Genomic DNA, 15,855 nt, shown 5'->3' with positions numbered 1-15,855 from the left:
GACGAAGAAACAGCTATCAAGAAGCTTGAAGCTGCTCGTCACTAATAAAAGCAGCAGACTTCGCATAACAATAGAAATTGTTCGGTGAATGTCTTCATGCACAATTGAAAATTGCAAGGAAATTATTCTATAAGAGAGGTTGATGCTAAAATGAGTCAACAAACGTTCAATCCGACGGAGCAGCTTTCCGAGGAAGTACAGGCCAATCGCCAAGCCGATCACTCGATTAATCCGTTGTTTGTCAACCGTTGGTCTCCTCGTTCGTTCTCTGGTCAGAGCGTTAGCGAAGAGGATCTGCTGACTGTGCTGGAGGCTGCGCGCTGGGCACCGTCCGCCAGAAACGGACAGCCTTGGCGATTCATCCTGGCTAAGACGGAGGAGCAGCTGCAAACCTTCCGGGAATTGATCTTCCCAAGCAACCGGGTGTGGGCGGATCAGGCGCCTGCCATTATTGGTCTGGCTTCCTACAAGCTGTGGGAAGATGGCCAGCCCAACCCGTACCATGCGTTCGACACCGGCGCCGCCTGGCAGGCGTTAGCGCTTCAAGCCTCGCTGTTAGGCTTATCCACCCGCGCCATTGCCAGCTTCGATAAGGAGAAGGCCCGTACTGCCTTGAATGTACCGGATGATTATGATGTGCATCTGCTGATACCGATTGGATACCAGGGGCAGGCCGATGCCCTGAACGAAGACTTCCGCAGCCTTGAGAAGCCGAACGGCCGGCGGTCTTTAAAAGACAGCATTATTGAAGGAGGATGGGCCGAGCCGCAAGCCTAGCTCCTGTATAGCTGAAGGATAGAGGATATTAACTGCAAGCTCCAATGAAGCCTCTGCTAAGTTCGATGAACTTGGGGAGGCTTTTTTTCATCGCATGATTTTCTGCAGCGGACATAAGCTCTCATATAGGCTTGTTCAAAGGAGTGGACTGTCTTGATTGAAACTCTGCTCGGCAGCTTCCTGTCGTCAATGGTAACTGTTCTGGGCGCAGTACCGATGCTATTCGTGCGGGAACTGTCCGAGAAATGGAAGGATGTGCTCGTCGCTTTTACGGCTGGCATAATGGTATCGGCGTCTGCCTTCGGATTGGTTCCCCAAGCGATTACCGAATCGGGGGTTATTGCGCTGACGCTCGGTCTGATTACCGGGGTGCTGCTGCTGGACTTGATCGAAAACAATATTCCCCATATTGATGTTGAAAATAAGCCGGGGGAGACAAGCATGGACGCCAAAACGCTGCTGGTCCTGATAGCGCTCTTTATTCATAACATACCGGAGGGACTCAGCACAGGCTTCAGCTATGCCAGTGAACAGGCCAGCCTCGGGCCTATGGTGGCTATTGCGATCGGTGCCCAGAACATGCCGGAGGGGTTGGTTCTCGCCGTATTCCTGCTGAACTCCAAAACAAGCAAATTGAAGGCATTGGCCTTTGTCACGCTTACCGGATTGATGGAGATGGCCTCTGCAGTGCTTGGTTATTTCACAGCAAGTTCCATTCGGAATGTCGTCGGTTATGGCTTGGCGTTTGCGGCGGGAGCGATGCTGTATATCGTATATAAAGAGCTGATTCCCGAAAGTCATGGGCACGGCTACGAACGGCCCTCAACCTATTCTTTTATCGCCGGACTTCTGGCTATGGTTTATATTACGCATCTATTTGGCTGAACGGATAAGAAGCCCTTCCGGCTTCCCTGAGGGAAGCTGAAAGGGCTGAAAAGGGGAATTGTCACCCCTTTGCTGGTTAGTTAACTTGTAATTCTGCGAGCTGAAGCGCCTTATTCAATTCATCCAACGCATCCAAGTATTCTTCCAGTGGATTGCTGATTATCTCTAACAAGCTCGGCATGCTCAATGGCAGCCTGTAATTCGATATCATGGAGCTCTTCGTTCCGTCCGCGGGCGAAAGCAACTCTGCTGTTCAACACGGAGTACACCGTAGGAACGGACAAAATAAGCTCTTTCGTCACAGAGGAGAACTCACGTCTAAGTTCCAGCGTGACCTTGTATTGAACGGGTTCAAGTGTTCCATTATATCCGTTCAGATATACCTTGTTGTTGTTGTTCTTCAGATAGACATCGTCACTGACGTCGAGACCGGTTCCAGACCGATAACTTTAACCTGTAAGTCCGGAGGCAGAAGCACTCCCGGATCTGCCAAATAAACATCTTGGTAAACCGCTAAAGTTACGGGTACCTCATGGTCGGCAAAAGTGGAGGCAATCGTTGTTTTTAGTTCAGCATACTCCGCTTCTCCCAGTATATTTACTGGTAAAAGAGGGCTCTCTCCCATGACAGGACGGGTTATTGAAACATAAATAGTGCTGCTACCTGCTCCAAGATCCAGATCACTGACCTTCACGCTGTCAGAGCCCGCTTGAACAGGAGCGGATTGCGCGATAAGATTGTAATAACCATCGTACACATTAACAACTTCTCCTGCGGAAAGACCGCCCACTGTTATAACGTCGGTTGCTCCGGGATTATTCTCTACATTGATGCTATCAGATACCGGTCCGGTGTTAACCATTCCTTCATCAAAATCTTCATTGGCGCGAGGCTCGGTATCCGTCAGTTCGTTCTTGTCCTCGAAGGCCAAACTGCCGCCGTTTACCGTCATATTAAATACATGCCAATAGATTTCTTTGCCGCTTCCCGCCGGAATGTGATAAGTCTTGACCGGTGTCGCATTGGAACCATTATAGATTTCTACCTTGGCGCCCGAAGCGGATAAGGTATTAGCTCCACCCGGTCCGTTACCGCTGTAGTTGTGGACATAGAAAGTGTACGTTCCGTCCACACGCTTGCGGATCGTTGTCGTTTCAGGTCCATATGAATTAGTATCATCGTGATCCAGATCTGCATAGAGTTCACCGCTGTATCCATATTTCTTCTCATGGTACCATGTATGGAAGGCCTTATTATTCGGCGTTGGCCCGACAAGGTGAGAATCTTCATCGAGTGGCTTCTCGTTCCAGGTGAGCACGATGCGAATTTCGTCGGCTGCCGGAATTTTGATGGCCGTGGCGTTTTGTCCCGTATTCTTATAATCGCTAAGCGAAACGCCCACGACATAAGTTGTAATAAAACCTGGTTTAACCAGTTCCCCGGTGTAGATGCCAGGAGCCAGGTTGGCAAAATAATAGCCATACGTATCCGTTACGACGGTGGCGGCAATATCGCCTGAGGTAACTCCCAAGCCTCTGCGGAAATGGATGGTCATATCAGCCACCGGTTGATGCATTAATATGTTAAAAAATAGGTATTTAGACATGGGTTAATTCGTATAAATGAAGGGTGAGTAACTTGGTTTATTTTTTCGAAAGGATTATATTTACGTGGATGTGTAGCTAGTGTCTAAGCCAAACAGGTTGAGCCAGCATATTATAAAGCGAGCCTCCTTAGCCGGCTGTTCAGATCTTTATCCCTGAACGGCTGCTGCCAGGAGGCTCGCCAATTGTTGATGAGGCCTACGGGCCTTATTATTGTTTTACGATGTCTTGAACGGCTTTATCCAGCTTATCAAGCAGCTGATCGTGTCCTATCTGGCCGCCCAGATATTCCTGCATTGCGGCGCCGAAGCCTTGAGTCACGCCATCCGGGAATCTGTCCCAGTTCCAGCTGAGAGCAGTCTTCGATTGTTCCTGTACGGCGACGGCGACTTGGCCGATATCTTCAGCGGTGGTCGGGATGTTGGACAGAGCCGGAATGAATTTAAAGTCTTTGGTCAAATATTTCTTACCGGTTTCCGATGTGACCATCCAATTGAGGAAGGCCTTGGCTTCTTCCGGATGGGCCGATTTGCTGTTCACGATCCAGTTGTTCGGCACGCCGACGTAGATATGTCCTTCTTTGTCGCTAATCGGAAGCGGCAGCAGACCAAGCTTCAGCGCAGGATCAATCTTGTCGATGTCTCCTTGCGTCCAGTTGCCTTGGAGCATCATGGCTGCTTTGCCTGAGGCGAAATCGGCGACTTGGGTCGCATAGTCGGTAGTCACTTTATTGTCTTGGGCGTTGTTGAAGATAACATCCACAAGATCCAGCCATTGCTTGAATACTTCATTGCCTTTGATCGTTTGTTTGCCTGCTTTCAAATCCTCGATGTATGCAGCCGGATCGGGTTGGTTGGCCATCGCCACATTTACAAGGTGAATACCAAGCGACCACCATTCATTGGTTGCTTCAAAAGGGGTGATGCCGGCGGCTTTCAGCTTAGCGACCGCATCTTTGAGCTGCGGCAGTGTCTTCGGTTCTTCGGTAATGCCCGCTTTGGCGAACAGGTCCTTGTTGTAGATCAGACCATAGCCTTCTACGTTCACCGGCAGGCCGTATAGTTTGCCGTCCACGGTTGTAGGAATCTTGGAGGTGTCAATCAAGCTGCTTACCCAAGGCTGGTCCGACAGGTCGGTTGCCCGGTCCATATAAGGGACAAGTGCGGCGAAACCGCCGTTGTTGAAGATTTCAGGCTCCGATCCGGAAGCGATTTCAGCCTTCAGCAGCGCGCCGTAGTCTTCCCCGCCGCCATGGGTTTCCACTTCAACCTTGACTCCAGTTTCCTTCTGATACTCTTCGGCAAGGGCATTGAGTTGTTCGGCGATCTCTACTTTGAACTGGAATACTTTGATCGTAACATCTTTCTTAGGCGCTTCCGATGCCGCAGGAGCCGCGGTCCCTGATGTGCCGCTGTTCGTGCCCTCGGCGGCGGAATTGTTGTTCCCCCCGTTGCCGCAACCCGCAATAATAAGGACGCAAACGATTGCGATTAGAAATGCGAACCGTTTCTTCATTTTTCTGCCTCCCTGCATTTTGTAAGTGCTTACAACATGATCGTAATGCAATGTGACGCGGGCCAACACTTAATATTTTGTCTGAAAAGGTGGATATTGTTGCTGGCATGTCAGCCTTTAACGGAACCGGCGGTTACCCCCTCGACGATATATTTTTGCAGAACGAGGAAGAACAGCAGGATCGGGGTGATCGCCATAACCAGACCTGCCAGCGCAAGGTCCCACTTCTTAGTATATTGACCGAAAAATTTGGTGACGGCAAGCGGCAGTGTGGTCAAATCCTTATTGCCCCCGATAATCAGCACAGGCAGAAGGTAGTCGTTCCAAATCCACAACGTGTTCAGAATGACAACCGTAACCATAATAGGCATCAGCAGCGGGAAGACGATCCGGAAAAAGACGCCGTAAGGATTGGAGCCGTCCACCCGGGCTGCTTCTTCCAGCTCAAGGGGTACGGTCTTGATAAAGCCGTGGAACAGGAAGACCGACAGCGGCATGCCGAAACCGAGATAACAGGCGACGATTCCGTACAGTTCTCCGCGCAGCTCAAGCAGACTGGTAACCCTTACAAGCTGGAGCATCAGCGATTGAAACGGAATGATCATGGCCGAGACCAGCAGCAGGAAGACAAAAGAGTTGAACTTCGTAGGTCTTCTTACGATTTGGTAGGCGGCCATCGAGCTGAACATGACAATGAATATGACGCTAAACACTGTAATTTGCAGGGAATTAAAGAACGCCTGCGGGAAATCGATCATTTTCCATACATCGCTGTAGTTGCTCCAATGAAAAAGCTGGGGAAACGAGGCGGCATCCAGCAAAATTTCCTTCAAGGTCTTCACCGAGTTCGTCAGCACCAGATAGAAGGGCGCTAGAAACAGGACCGCGAGCAGGACAGCGAAAATTTCGAGAAGAAAGGTTTTGGACTTGTATGTGCTGACGTTCATTATGCGGATACCTCCTTGCGCTTGGTAATGATAACCTGCGTAACCGTGATGATCGATACGGCGGCGAAGAACAGCAGTGCTTTGGCGGTTCCCAGCCCGTAACGGTTGTTAATCAGCGCTTCCGAATAAATGTTATAGGCCAGCGACTGCGTCGAGGTTCCCGGCCCGCCTTTGGTCAGCGACAGGTTGAGGTCGAACATTTTGAACGCGTTGGAGGTTGTAAGGAACAGGCAAATCGTGATAGCCGGCATGATGAGGGGCACGTAAACGCTTTTAAAAAGCTGGTAAGGACGCGCGCCGTCAATCTTGGCTGCCTCGATCAGATCCTTCGGAATACCGGCGAGAGATGCGATGTAGATGACCATCATATAACCTGCGGTCTGCCATACGAATACGATGATGAGTCCCCAAAAACCGGTATTTGGCGTTCCAAGCCATGGAAGGGTGAAAAAGGGATTGTTCGTCAGGTCACCGATCGTGGCGAAGCCTTTAGTGAAGATGAACTGCCAAATATAGCCAAGCAGGATGCCGCCGATGACATTGGGCATAAAGAAGACCGTCCGAAGCACTTTCTTCGTCTTAAGCGACGCCATCAGCACAAAGGCCAGCAGAAGCGCCAAAATGTTAGCGATTACAACAGAAACGACGGTAAAGCGAAGCGTGAAGTACAGCGAGTGCCAAAAATTGTCGTCATGCAGAATGCGGCTCCAGTTGGCCGAGCCTGTCCATACCGCTTTATTCAGGTCCAGCCCGTTCCAGTCGGTCGAAGAGTAGTAAAATCCGAGAACAAAAGGGGTGATCACAATCGTCAGAAAGAAAATCAGACATGGACCTAAAAATACAATCTGCTGTCCCCAGCCCTTTTGAATACCCAGAGCGTGTCTCAGAGCGGATTTCCTATTTACGGTGGACTGTTCCCAGCCCTTTTGAATGCCCAGCGCTTTTCTCATGGCGGATCTCCTTTTTACGTAGTATCATTGCCTTACACCTTCATTATAGGCAGAGCGGCGAGCCGTCAACACTCAATTTGGTGACCGTTAAGGTGGATTATATTGCGGCTTGGGCAGGCAGGGCGGAAGAGCCAAGGAGGAATAAGACACATGTTCAAACACAGCATTCGCAACCGGCTGATGGCGCTCGTGCTGCTGGCTGCCGTCATTCCGGCTGGCGTCTCGGTCATATTCTCGTATCTGTACACGAAGCAATCGGTGACTGAGCAGTCCATAGGCCAGAACCGCAAGCTGCTGGCGCTCGGGGCGGCCAACCTGGATAATTATTTTCAGGGAATCAATCAGCGTGCGCTGAGCATATACAGCGGGATCAATGTACAGGGCTCATTCTATACCTCCATTCTGTCAGTCAAGAACCCGAATGCGCTTCCGAAAGGGGCTGTTCAGCCGGATAACCGTAACATCGTGTCCACCCAATTGTATAATCTCTTCCTGTCCGACCGGAATATTTTTCAGATCCATCTTTATGTAAGGGCTAACAAACAGTCCGATACGCTGCTGAAAGGGCTGTTCCGCAGGGAAATCAATAACCGGTATACGCCTCTGCCCAATCCTGACGGTTCGAACCGGCCGTTCATGGAAGCGACACATATGGATCATCAATACGGCATGAAGTTGGGATTTCCGAACTATAAAGCGGGAGAGACGCCGGTGTTCAGCGTCCATTATCCTATCTACCGGACACCCAGCGACGAAGTGATTGCCGATCTGTCGTTCGATTTCCGTCTGACAGGGCTGGAAGCAATAGCTAAGTCGATGTACAACCGGGACACCGAGCGTCTCTATATTGTGGATGAGCAGGGAAAGGTTCTGTATGCTTCGGGCGGCGATTGGATTGGGAAGCCGATTGAAGCAGGCTGGAGCAAGCTTCCGCAGGGAGCGAGCAGCGGCCATTTTTCGTGGAATAATAAGGAGTTCAAAGGTATTATTATGTATAGGAATATGGATTCGGCTATTTTTAAAGGCAATATTATTAAGCTGGTGCCCTATGAGGACCTGTATAGAGACGCACGGACCATTAGCCGCATCAATACCGGAATCGGCGTGCTGTTTCTGATTATCGCGGGAATTGCGGGCGTCTTGATCTCCATCGGCTTTACAAGACCGATCAAGAAGCTGATTTCCTATACGCAGAAGGTGCAGATCGGGCAGCTGGACGCTTCCGTCGATTTGGTGCGCGTGGATGAGTTCGGGCTGCTGGCCCGCAAGATTACCGATATGACCCGTACGATCAACGACTTGATCCTTCAGGAATACCGGCTGGAAATCGCCAATAAGACGAACCAGCTGAAAGTGCTGCAGGCCCAAGTTAATCCGCATTTTTTGTACAACGCGCTGCAGTCGATCGCCACCCTGTCCCTGAGATATAACGCGCCGAAAATATACGATCTCATTTATTCCTTGGGCAGCATGATGCGGTATTCCATGACGACGGACGGGAACCAGGTGACGCTTCAAGACGAGATTGAGCATGTGCAAAATTATGTGGCGCTGCAAAGGGAACGCTTCGGCGAGGAGAATTTGCGGATGGACGTCGACATTGAGGGAAGAGCAAGCGGCATCTTTGTGCCGAAAATGATCCTGCAGCCATTGGTCGAGAATATATTCAAGCACGGTTTCCGCGACGGGATTAAGGATGGAGTGATCTCCATTACAGGCAAGCTGGATGCGGAAGGACGGCTGGTCATTAGTGTTCGGGATAACGGCAAAGGTATTCCGGACGAACGCCTGAAGGAAGTGAGAGAATGTCTTGAACGGACGGAGTACAGCGGGGAGGAAGGAATCGGACTTCGCAACGTGCTAGCGAGACTTCGGCTTCAGATCAGCGAAAGGTCCCAGCTCCTACTGCAAGCCGGTGAAGACGGAGCGGAAGTTATATTGATCATACCCCAGGATGATACGGCCTTTAGGAAGGATGAGGGAGCGAAATGAAAGTACTGATTGTAGACGATGAAAAGCATGTACGCGAAGCTATCCGCTATTTTGTACCCTGGGAAAAATACGGCGTTCAGGGCATATACGAAGCCACGAATGGCCAGGAAGCGATGGAAATCATTCTGGAGCAGCAGCCGGCGGTTGTGTTTACGGATATGCGGATGCCGCTGATGGACGGCGCCCAGCTGCTGGAATGGCTGCACCGCTATTCTCCTTACACGAAGACCATCGTAATCAGCGGCTATCAGGATTTCGACTACGTTAAGCCGGCTATTGTGTACGGGGGAATCGATTATCTGCTTAAGCCACTGAACAGCAAGCAGCTGATCGCCGCCGCCGAGCGCGCCTTTCAGAAATGGAAGGAGGAGAAGCTGGAGCGGGAACGGACCTTTCATCAAAATATCCAGCTCAACGTTCTCCGTCCGCTGTATTGGGACAAGACGCTTTCAGATCTGGTTAATGGCACCATCTCCTTTCAGGATCTGGAGGAGGCGATGTTCAAGGAACTCGGGCTTCCGAAGAACGCCAAGAGCTGCCGGACAGCCGTCATTTCACTTCAATCCTCGGGAGGCAAGCTGCTGCAAAGGTTCCAAGGCGATATTCAGTTGACTTCTTTCGTTCTGGCCAATGTCTGCAATGAAATCGTAAGCTCGCGGAAGCAGGGCTTTGCGTTTCGTTACTGGCATGAAGGCGCGGATGTGGCCGTCCTGTTCTGGGACGGTGTGGATGAGGCAGAGAGCCTGCTGCTAGAGATTAACGAGTCGGTTAAGCAGGCGTACGGCATTCCGCTCGATATCGGGCTAAGCACGGCCCTGCCCTTTCCGGAAGGGCTGTGCGCCGCTTTTTCACAGGCGAGGCAGGGGCTTGCGGAGCGGAATCTTCTAGAGAAGAGAAACCGCATTCATTTGTACCGGAAGGATCGGCCCAAAGCGGTGCCGGACGGAGAGGCTAAGAGCGCTGGGCTGCTGGAGAAGCTGGGGCTCTCGCTGCTGTTGGGGGATGCGGAGAAAATCATCCGAAGTCTTGAGGAATGGACCGATTCGGTAGCCGGAAGCGGTGTGCTGACCATGAGCGGCCTTAAAGCTTGGGAGGAACGGCTTAAGCATGTGCTGACCAAGTGGAGACAGGAGTGGGCCGGCAGCGAGGAGGCTTTGAGTGATGGACCGTCCTTCTTGGCAGGTATGGATGAGAGCGGCAATTTCTCCATCGAACGCTGGAGGGAAGGGCTTAAGGCGCATATGTTAGCAATGGTCGGCGAAAGCAAACTTTCCCGCAGCTCTGACAGCCGAATGATGCGGGAAATCCGGGATTATCTGGATAAGAATTACCAGCAGGAGATTACGCTTCAGCATATCGCCGATCGCTTTTTCCTCAGCCGGGAGAACGTCTCGCGCAAGTTCAAGCAGGTTACAGGTGAAAATCTGTCCGACTATTTAACGAATTTGCGGATCGACAAGGCCAAGGAACTGCTGCAGAATTCGGAGATGCGCCTGTCGCGGATTGCCGAGCTGGTCGGCTACGAAGATGAGAAGTATTTCAGCCGCGTGTTCAAGAAGGCGACAGGGCTGACGCCGAGGGAATACCGGAAGCGGGATGAGGAGACGTGAGGTTGATGTTCCCAATGACACAATGATCCATAAAACAGGATTGGCGGCCAATAATATAAACAGCCATTGCAGTATTCAAATCCTGGAGGCGGCTGGGTTTACAAATATCCGATTTGTCGACTATGAGGGAAAGCTTTTTTCTACAGAGAATCAACAAGTACAGCGATTTTTCATGATCGGTGAAAAATAATCTTACGGCCATGTATCCGCAGCCCGAAGACTGCCGCAGGTTCATGGCCGCTATGTTGTGCCCGTTACTTGAGCCAAGCTATCCCCGCAATATTTCCTCAATCTTCGCCAGCTCTTCCGCGCTGAGCTCGGGCGCCTTCACGGCGGCGACGGCGTCCTCGATCTGGCTGACCTTGCTTGCGCCGATCAGCGCCGAGGTCACCTTGCCTCCGCGCAGCACCCAGGACAAGGCCAACTGGGACATTTTCTGTCCTCGTGCTGCTGCCAGTTCATTCAGGCGCCGGACCTTGCCGAGCACATCTTCCGTGAGTTCCTTCTCGGACAGGAATACGCTCGGTCCGGCTGCGCGGGAATCCGGTGCGATGCCGTTCAGGTAGCGGTCCGTCAGGATGCCTTTCTGAAGCGGCGAGAAAGCGATCGTACCCACTCCTTCCTCCTCAAGCACATCTTGAAGCCCATCCTCGATCCAGCGAGACAGCATGGAGTAATTCGGCTGGTGAATGAGGCAAGGGGTGCCGAGCTGACGCAGAATGCGGATCGCTTCCCGGGCTTCTTCAGCGCGGTAATTGGAAATGCCCACGTACAGCGCCTTACCTTGGCGGACGATCAGATCCAGCGCGGCCATCGTCTCCTCAAGCGGGGTGTTGGGATCTGGACGGTGGTGATAGAAAATACTGACATAATCCAGGCCCATCCGTTTCAGGCTCTGATCGAGACTGGCAACGAGATACTTCTTGGAGCCCCATTCTCCGTATGGACCCGGCCACATATAAAACCCGGCTTTGCTGGAGATGATCATTTCGTCCCGGTAGGGAAGAAAGTCTTTTTTCAGAATGGCGCCGAAGTTCTCCTCAGCCGAGCCTGGGGGCGGTCCGTAATTGTTCGCAAGATCGAAATGCGTAATGCCCAGATCGAACGCTCTTCGGATCATGGCTCTGCCGTTCTCAAGCGCGTCGATCCCGCCGAAGTTATGCCATAGGCCAAGCGAAATCGCCGGCAGGCGCACGCCGCTGCGTCCGCAGCGGTTATAAACCATATTTTCGTATCTGTCCGTATTGGCCGTGTACATCTTAGATTGCCCTCCTGCAATGAATTGGCGTTCACCCCTGATTGGGCGAGCTGTTATTGCTACGCTTTCATTGTAGCGGAAACGAAGAGGCAAACGAATGTCAGCAAGGGAGGGATATATATCATAATGTCAGATTTGCATGACCTTCCCGGTAGCTCTTGGGCGAGCAGCCTTGGACCTTTTTGAACATCCGCGAGAACAGGAGCGCATCCTCGTAACCGATGGACCGGGCAATCTCTCCGATGGTGCAATCGGTTCGGGTGAACAGCTCGCACGCTTTGGCCATGCGGTAGCCCAGCAGGTACTGGCGCGGCGGCATGCCGACAACCTGTTTGAAGAGCGCAGATACATATTTGCGGTTAAGCTGCAGCATTTCGGACATCATTTCCATCGTGATATTCTCGCAGTAATGGGACTCTAAAAAATGCAGGCACTTCTCCACATGCTCGTTCTTGCGTCCTTGCAGAGCGGAATCCGTGGCAGCCGCAGGTACGGTACGAAGAAGAGCAGCCAGGAATTCGTACAGGATCGCCGTTAGCGGCAGATCGAGTGCGCCGCTCGTCGCGGCGGCCTCTGTCAACCTGTCATAAAGTCCGTTCATCACCACGCCGTCCATGGGAAAAACAGGATATTCGGGCGACAGAGTTGTTCTGGACAGGAGCGGCTTCACCCTTTCTCCCGTGAAGGCGATCCAGGAGTAGTTCCAAGGGTCGCTCTCATCGGCGGCGTAGGAGGCAACGACCCGGGGATAAGTCAGAAAGGCCTGTCCCGGGTACAGGATATGGGAGTGTCCACCCACCCTAACCTTGCCGGTCCCTTTATGGACGAAATGGATTTTGTAGTAGTCTCTGAAGCCGGGACCGAAGGTATGTCCGGGAGCGCATTGCTCTCGGCCCCAGAATAGGAGATGCAGATCCGGAGAGACACCGAATGGCGGCTCCGCGTTGTAATGAAAGATGGCCATATTTTTGCGGTCCTTGCTGAGCAAAATTAAGGTATAGCGGTCAAGCCCTTCACCCCTTCATTATACCTTAAAGGCAAAGGTAAATTGATCAATTGAAGTTAACGCGAATTGATAAGCAGGTCTGAAAGCGCAAGTTCCCGCAAATCAAGCCGGTCGCCGTATTCGGGTGACGGGAGCTTTGCGGGTGCTTTTTTTGGAGTGCGCATTTTGCAAAATAAAAACCGGCGTTCCAAACGGAGCCGGCGAACAGTTGATGAGACCTATTCTTGTTTTCGGGTACGGAAAGCTTAAGCTTCCATTTTGAGCATAACCAGTTCGTCCACAGGATTGCCCTCGACCAGATGCTCTTTAACGATGCGCTGAACATCGTCAGTGGTCACATTGTAGTACCATACTCCGTCCGGATAGACAATGAGAAACGGGCCGTTGCCGCAAAGGCCAAGACAGCTGGTCTTGTTGATCTTAACCGTCTTATTGATCCCTTGTTCGACAAGCTCTTCCTTGAAAGCCTGCATAACTTCTTCTACGTCCTGGTTATTACAGTGTTCGCTGCAACAAAACAGCAGATGTTTCTTTAAAACCTTAAGCCGCATGTTCATCGTTTTTCCTCCTTGGTTTGCGTTGCTTTTATTTACACCTTTAGCATGAAGTATAGTCCTTTTGTTATCGTTTGTAAGGAAAAAGGAGTGAGTGTTCCAAAAGATTCAATAATCTGAAAATTATTTCACATATTACGTGATATATAATAACGCGACTATGACTTGTGATGGATTTTTTGACGATTTTTTATCATATTACAGTTTGATTTCTGTTTAGAAATTATTTTTAAGGATTCCTCTTTACGGTCGCCGGTTCATAGTTTATTCCGATTTGATTTGGTTAAGTAAGCTATGAGCAATGTAATCTAAAATTTTAATAATTTCAGGAGGTAATCGTTATGAATAAGAGGATTGTTGGCGTCTTTACGAACGAGCACGATGCGTCTAATGCGATCGGGGATTTAAAGAGTCATGGTTTTCGAACAGAGGATATCTCCGTTATTGCGAGAAATAAAGAGGATATGAGGACAATCAGCGAAGAAACGGGAACGAGAGCTATCGAAGGGATGGCTTCAGGAGCGGCGGCGGGCGGCCTGCTCGGCGGAGTCACGGGACTGCTCGCTGGTATTGGCGCTCTGGCGATCCCTGGTATTGGACCGATCATTGCGGCAGGTCCCGTTGCAGCGGCGTTGACCGGTGCGGTTGTGGGCGCCGGAACCGGCGGTTTTGTCGGCGGGCTGATCGGTCTTGGCATTCCGGAGGATGAAGCGAAAACCTACAATTTTCATGTGGATGAAGGTTGTATTCTGGTTATGGTCGATGCGGATATCTCTCAGGAGAACGAAATCTATGAAATTTTTCGAATGCGGAACTCACGGAACAGCTATCATTATACAGATACTGGCACGATGCCTGGCAGCATGATGACTGACGTCTCCATAGTCAATGATCCGATGAATGACAGATCGGTTGCGGGGTCTGTTGATAGCGCATTCAATGGATTCGGCCTTAAGGGCACAGATGACATCGGGCGGGATACGATGAACTCGAATCCGGCGAGAGCCCGGGAGGATTGGGACATGACTGGGCCTGATAAAGCGCGGGACGTTTCCGGCAGGCTCCTAGCTGATACCGGCATGAACAAGGAACGCAAGCAGCGTCCGCACGATAATCTGCCGGTCCTTCATAAAGAAATCGGTGATTGAAGGGCGCGGCGGCGTGACATCTTGACAGCCGAACCGGCCTGCGTGGCAGAAGAGACACATCTATGTATAATAGGTGTTATGAGGCTTGATCAGAGAAAAAAGTGGAGATAGGCCTAAAAAGCGAAGAGCGGTCTCTCAAGCCCGAAAGGGTCCGGAGGGCCGCTCTTGTCTGCGAATGATACATAAGGGGAAGATGAAGTTGAGAATTGAAGCATTGCAGCCTGACCGGCTGGCGGAGTTCGTTGCCTATTGCAAGAAACACAGAAGTGAGATCGATGAGTCGTTTCTGTACGACGAGGATTTGAATGACTTTCAGCCCGGTCCGGACAATCCCGCCTACATCGCCGTTAACCAGGAGGGAGAGCTGACAGCGGCTGCTTCACTTATTGTGGATGATTACAACCGGAGAGGACGAAAGGCCCGCTTCAGAATATTTCATTCCGAAACGGAAGACATGAATGTATATAAAATGCTGTTAGCGGCTGTGCTTAAACACACGGATGGACTGGATAAGCTGAATATTTTTGTGCCATCGGTCAACCCGGAGCTGATGCGGGCTTTGGAGAAGCTGCATTTTGTAGTGGAGCGATATGCCTGCCTGCTGGTAAACGGCTGCCGGGAGACGGCGGCATTCTGCCTGCCGGAAGGATATGAAATCCGCCCTTTCCGTCCGGAAAGCGATGCAGAAATTTGGAGCGGAATCCGAAATGCGGGATTCGCCAAGCTTCAGGGCAGTGAAACGCCCGTTACGCCTGAGATGGTGCAGAAGATGGCTGCCGGGGAAGATTATATTGACGGCGGAATGATGATCCTGTATGACGGGGACAAGCCTGCGGGCATTGTCAGAGGAAGCGCAGACCAGTATGAAGGTTCGCCGATCATGAATATTGGGCCGCTCGCTCTCCTTCCGGAATACCAGGGGAAAGGGCTGGGAAGAATTCTGCTGCGAGCCGTCCTGCAATTTGCCAAGGAAAAGGGCTATACGGGAACCATTCTGTGCGTTAACGCGGAAAATGAACGGGCAAAAGCTTTATATCTACAGGAAGGCTTCGAACAAGCCGAATCCGCAATATGCTATAAATTTGAGCTGCTAGGCGTTTAATTCCGGTAAGCAAGCTAATTCAGTAAGTAAGCAGGCGGCTGCGCATGAAGAAGACCGTGCCCCTCCACTTGAGAGCGGGCACGGTCTTCGCTTATTACAACCTTGGAATGATTTACAGGGAAGCGACCTTCTTTCCCGCAGTTCCTTGCGGGATGTCCTTTCCAGGAAGGAAATGGATGCTGCGGATGTAGCGGATCGTCCGGCTTTGCGCCCGCATGATGACGGAATGCGTCTCCGCGCGATCCTTGCCGATGAAGCGGACGCCATTCAGGAATTCGCCGGAGGTTACCCCGGTAGCGGCAAAAATCACGTCGCCCGTTCCGACCATATCATCCATGTACAGCACGCGCGTCGGATTGGCAATGCCCATCCGCATGCAGCGCTGCAGCTCGAACGGACCTTGCGGCAGCAGTTGACCCTGCATTTCGCCGCCGAGGCATTTCAGCGCCGCTGCGGCAAGTACGCCTTCCGGGGCGCCGCCGGAGCCGAGGTACAGGTCGACGCCGC

The 15,855-nt window shown here is 51.5% G+C and carries 15 protein-coding genes; 6 read left to right on the top strand and 9 right to left on the bottom strand.

The annotated features are described in order from the left end of the window. Positions 1-150: 150 nt before the first annotated feature. Both L691_RS0105885 and L691_RS0105880 read left to right on the top strand, forming a co-directional pair. Entirely contained in the window at positions 151-777 is a 627-nt protein-coding gene (locus tag L691_RS0105885) for a nitroreductase family protein (protein WP_025689359.1), read from the top strand. A gap of 153 nt (positions 778-930) precedes the next feature. Then, positions 931-1,662, top strand: coding sequence for a ZIP family metal transporter (locus L691_RS0105880; RefSeq protein WP_025689358.1), 732 nt, complete (start codon positions 931-933; stop codon positions 1,660-1,662). Between the two features lie 119 nt (positions 1,663-1,781). On the opposite strand, the gene L691_RS31850 is transcribed toward L691_RS0105880, so the two are convergent. From L691_RS31850 to L691_RS0105855, 5 genes are all read right to left on the bottom strand, one after another. After that, positions 1,782-1,964, bottom strand: a complete 183-nt coding sequence (locus L691_RS31850; protein WP_025689357.1) for a hypothetical protein — start codon at positions 1,962-1,964, stop codon at positions 1,782-1,784. 98 nt (positions 1,965-2,062) lie between these two features. Beyond that, positions 2,063-3,217: a YfaP family protein gene (locus tag L691_RS30560; RefSeq protein WP_025689356.1), complete on the bottom strand. Its 1,155-nt coding sequence runs from the start codon at positions 3,215-3,217 to the stop codon at positions 2,063-2,065. A 259-nt stretch (positions 3,218-3,476) separates the two neighbouring features. Beyond that, positions 3,477-4,781 (bottom strand): ABC transporter substrate-binding protein, encoded by a 1,305-nt coding sequence (locus L691_RS0105865; protein WP_025689354.1) that lies wholly within the window; start codon positions 4,779-4,781, stop codon positions 3,477-3,479. 110 nt (positions 4,782-4,891) lie between these two features. Then, positions 4,892-5,728 carry a carbohydrate ABC transporter permease gene (locus tag L691_RS0105860; protein WP_025689352.1) on the bottom strand — a complete coding sequence of 279 codons (837 nt, stop codon included), beginning with the start codon at positions 5,726-5,728 and terminating at the stop codon, positions 4,892-4,894. Continuing rightward, positions 5,728-6,678 (bottom strand): carbohydrate ABC transporter permease, encoded by a 951-nt coding sequence (locus L691_RS0105855; protein ID WP_084653872.1) that lies wholly within the window; start codon positions 6,676-6,678, stop codon positions 5,728-5,730. Before L691_RS0105855 ends, L691_RS0105860 begins: the two co-directional genes overlap by 1 nt. A 150-nt stretch (positions 6,679-6,828) precedes the next feature. Between L691_RS0105855 and L691_RS0105850 the strand changes: the two genes are divergently transcribed. Together L691_RS0105850 and L691_RS0105845 are read left to right on the top strand one after the other, a co-directional pair. After that, entirely contained in the window at positions 6,829-8,670 is a 1,842-nt protein-coding gene (locus L691_RS0105850; protein WP_025689348.1) for a cache domain-containing sensor histidine kinase, read from the top strand. Beyond that, positions 8,667-10,280 (top strand): response regulator, encoded by a 1,614-nt coding sequence (locus L691_RS0105845; RefSeq protein ID WP_025689346.1) that lies wholly within the window; start codon positions 8,667-8,669, stop codon positions 10,278-10,280. The genes L691_RS0105850 and L691_RS0105845 overlap by 4 nt, the downstream gene beginning before the upstream one ends. A gap of 268 nt (positions 10,281-10,548) precedes the next feature. Here the strand turns inward: L691_RS0105845 and mgrA are convergent, their stop codons facing one another. The 3 genes from mgrA to L691_RS0105825 form a co-directional block, all read right to left on the bottom strand. Then, positions 10,549-11,538: an L-glyceraldehyde 3-phosphate reductase gene (gene mgrA / locus L691_RS0105835; protein ID WP_025689345.1), complete on the bottom strand. Its 990-nt coding sequence runs from the start codon at positions 11,536-11,538 to the stop codon at positions 10,549-10,551. Positions 11,539-11,659: 121 nt separating this feature from the next. Beyond that, the gene (locus L691_RS0105830; protein WP_025689344.1) at positions 11,660-12,502 is read right to left on the bottom strand and encodes an AraC family transcriptional regulator; all 843 of its coding nucleotides are present in this window, start codon (positions 12,500-12,502) and stop codon (positions 11,660-11,662) included. A gap of 287 nt (positions 12,503-12,789) precedes the next feature. Then, the gene (locus tag L691_RS0105825) at positions 12,790-13,101 is read right to left on the bottom strand and encodes a (2Fe-2S) ferredoxin domain-containing protein (RefSeq protein ID WP_025333537.1); all 312 of its coding nucleotides are present in this window, start codon (positions 13,099-13,101) and stop codon (positions 12,790-12,792) included. A 338-nt stretch (positions 13,102-13,439) separates the two neighbouring features. Between L691_RS0105825 and L691_RS31100 the strand changes: the two genes are divergently transcribed. Continuing rightward, on the top strand, positions 13,440-14,246 hold the full coding sequence (locus tag L691_RS31100) for a general stress protein (RefSeq protein WP_025689339.1): 807 nt from the start codon (positions 13,440-13,442) through the stop codon (positions 14,244-14,246). A 199-nt stretch (positions 14,247-14,445) separates the two neighbouring features. Further along, positions 14,446-15,348 (top strand): GNAT family N-acetyltransferase, encoded by a 903-nt coding sequence (locus L691_RS0105815; RefSeq protein WP_025689338.1) that lies wholly within the window; start codon positions 14,446-14,448, stop codon positions 15,346-15,348. Positions 15,349-15,460: 112 nt separating this feature from the next. Here L691_RS0105815 and L691_RS0105810 read toward each other — a convergent pair. Then, positions 15,461-15,855 (bottom strand): fructose-bisphosphatase class II (locus L691_RS0105810; protein ID WP_025689337.1); only part of this gene is annotated, 395 nt, incomplete at its 5' end.

Origin of the sequence: Paenibacillus zanthoxyli JH29, from assembly GCF_000520715.1 — a bacterium.
Classification (GTDB): Bacteria; Bacillota; Bacilli; order Paenibacillales; family Paenibacillaceae; genus Paenibacillus_AQ; species Paenibacillus_AQ zanthoxyli.
Note: the sequence above shows the minus strand (reverse complement) of the source record. Positions and strands in the feature narration are given on the sequence as shown.

Coding starts and splice junctions, on each gene's coding strand:
- L691_RS31100 (WP_025689339.1), top strand. CDS start 13,440: ATGAATAAGAGGATTGTTGGCGTCTTTACGAACGAGCACGATGCGTCT.
- L691_RS0105860 (WP_025689352.1), bottom strand. CDS start 5,728: ATGAACGTCAGCACATACAAGTCCAAAACCTTTCTTCTCGAAATTTTC.
- L691_RS0105825 (WP_025333537.1), bottom strand. CDS start 13,101: ATGAACATGCGGCTTAAGGTTTTAAAGAAACATCTGCTGTTTTGTTGC.
- L691_RS0105885 (WP_025689359.1), top strand. CDS start 151: ATGAGTCAACAAACGTTCAATCCGACGGAGCAGCTTTCCGAGGAAGTA.
- L691_RS0105865 (WP_025689354.1), bottom strand. CDS start 4,781: ATGAAGAAACGGTTCGCATTTCTAATCGCAATCGTTTGCGTCCTTATT.
- L691_RS0105855 (WP_084653872.1), bottom strand. CDS start 6,678: ATGAGAAAAGCGCTGGGCATTCAAAAGGGCTGGGAACAGTCCACCGTA.
- mgrA (WP_025689345.1), bottom strand. CDS start 11,538: ATGTACACGGCCAATACGGACAGATACGAAAATATGGTTTATAACCGC.
- L691_RS0105830 (WP_025689344.1), bottom strand. CDS start 12,502: ATGGCCATCTTTCATTACAACGCGGAGCCGCCATTCGGTGTCTCTCCG.
- L691_RS0105845 (WP_025689346.1), top strand. CDS start 8,667: ATGAAAGTACTGATTGTAGACGATGAAAAGCATGTACGCGAAGCTATC.
- L691_RS30560 (WP_025689356.1), bottom strand. CDS start 3,217: ATGACCATCCATTTCCGCAGAGGCTTGGGAGTTACCTCAGGCGATATT.
- L691_RS0105850 (WP_025689348.1), top strand. CDS start 6,829: ATGTTCAAACACAGCATTCGCAACCGGCTGATGGCGCTCGTGCTGCTG.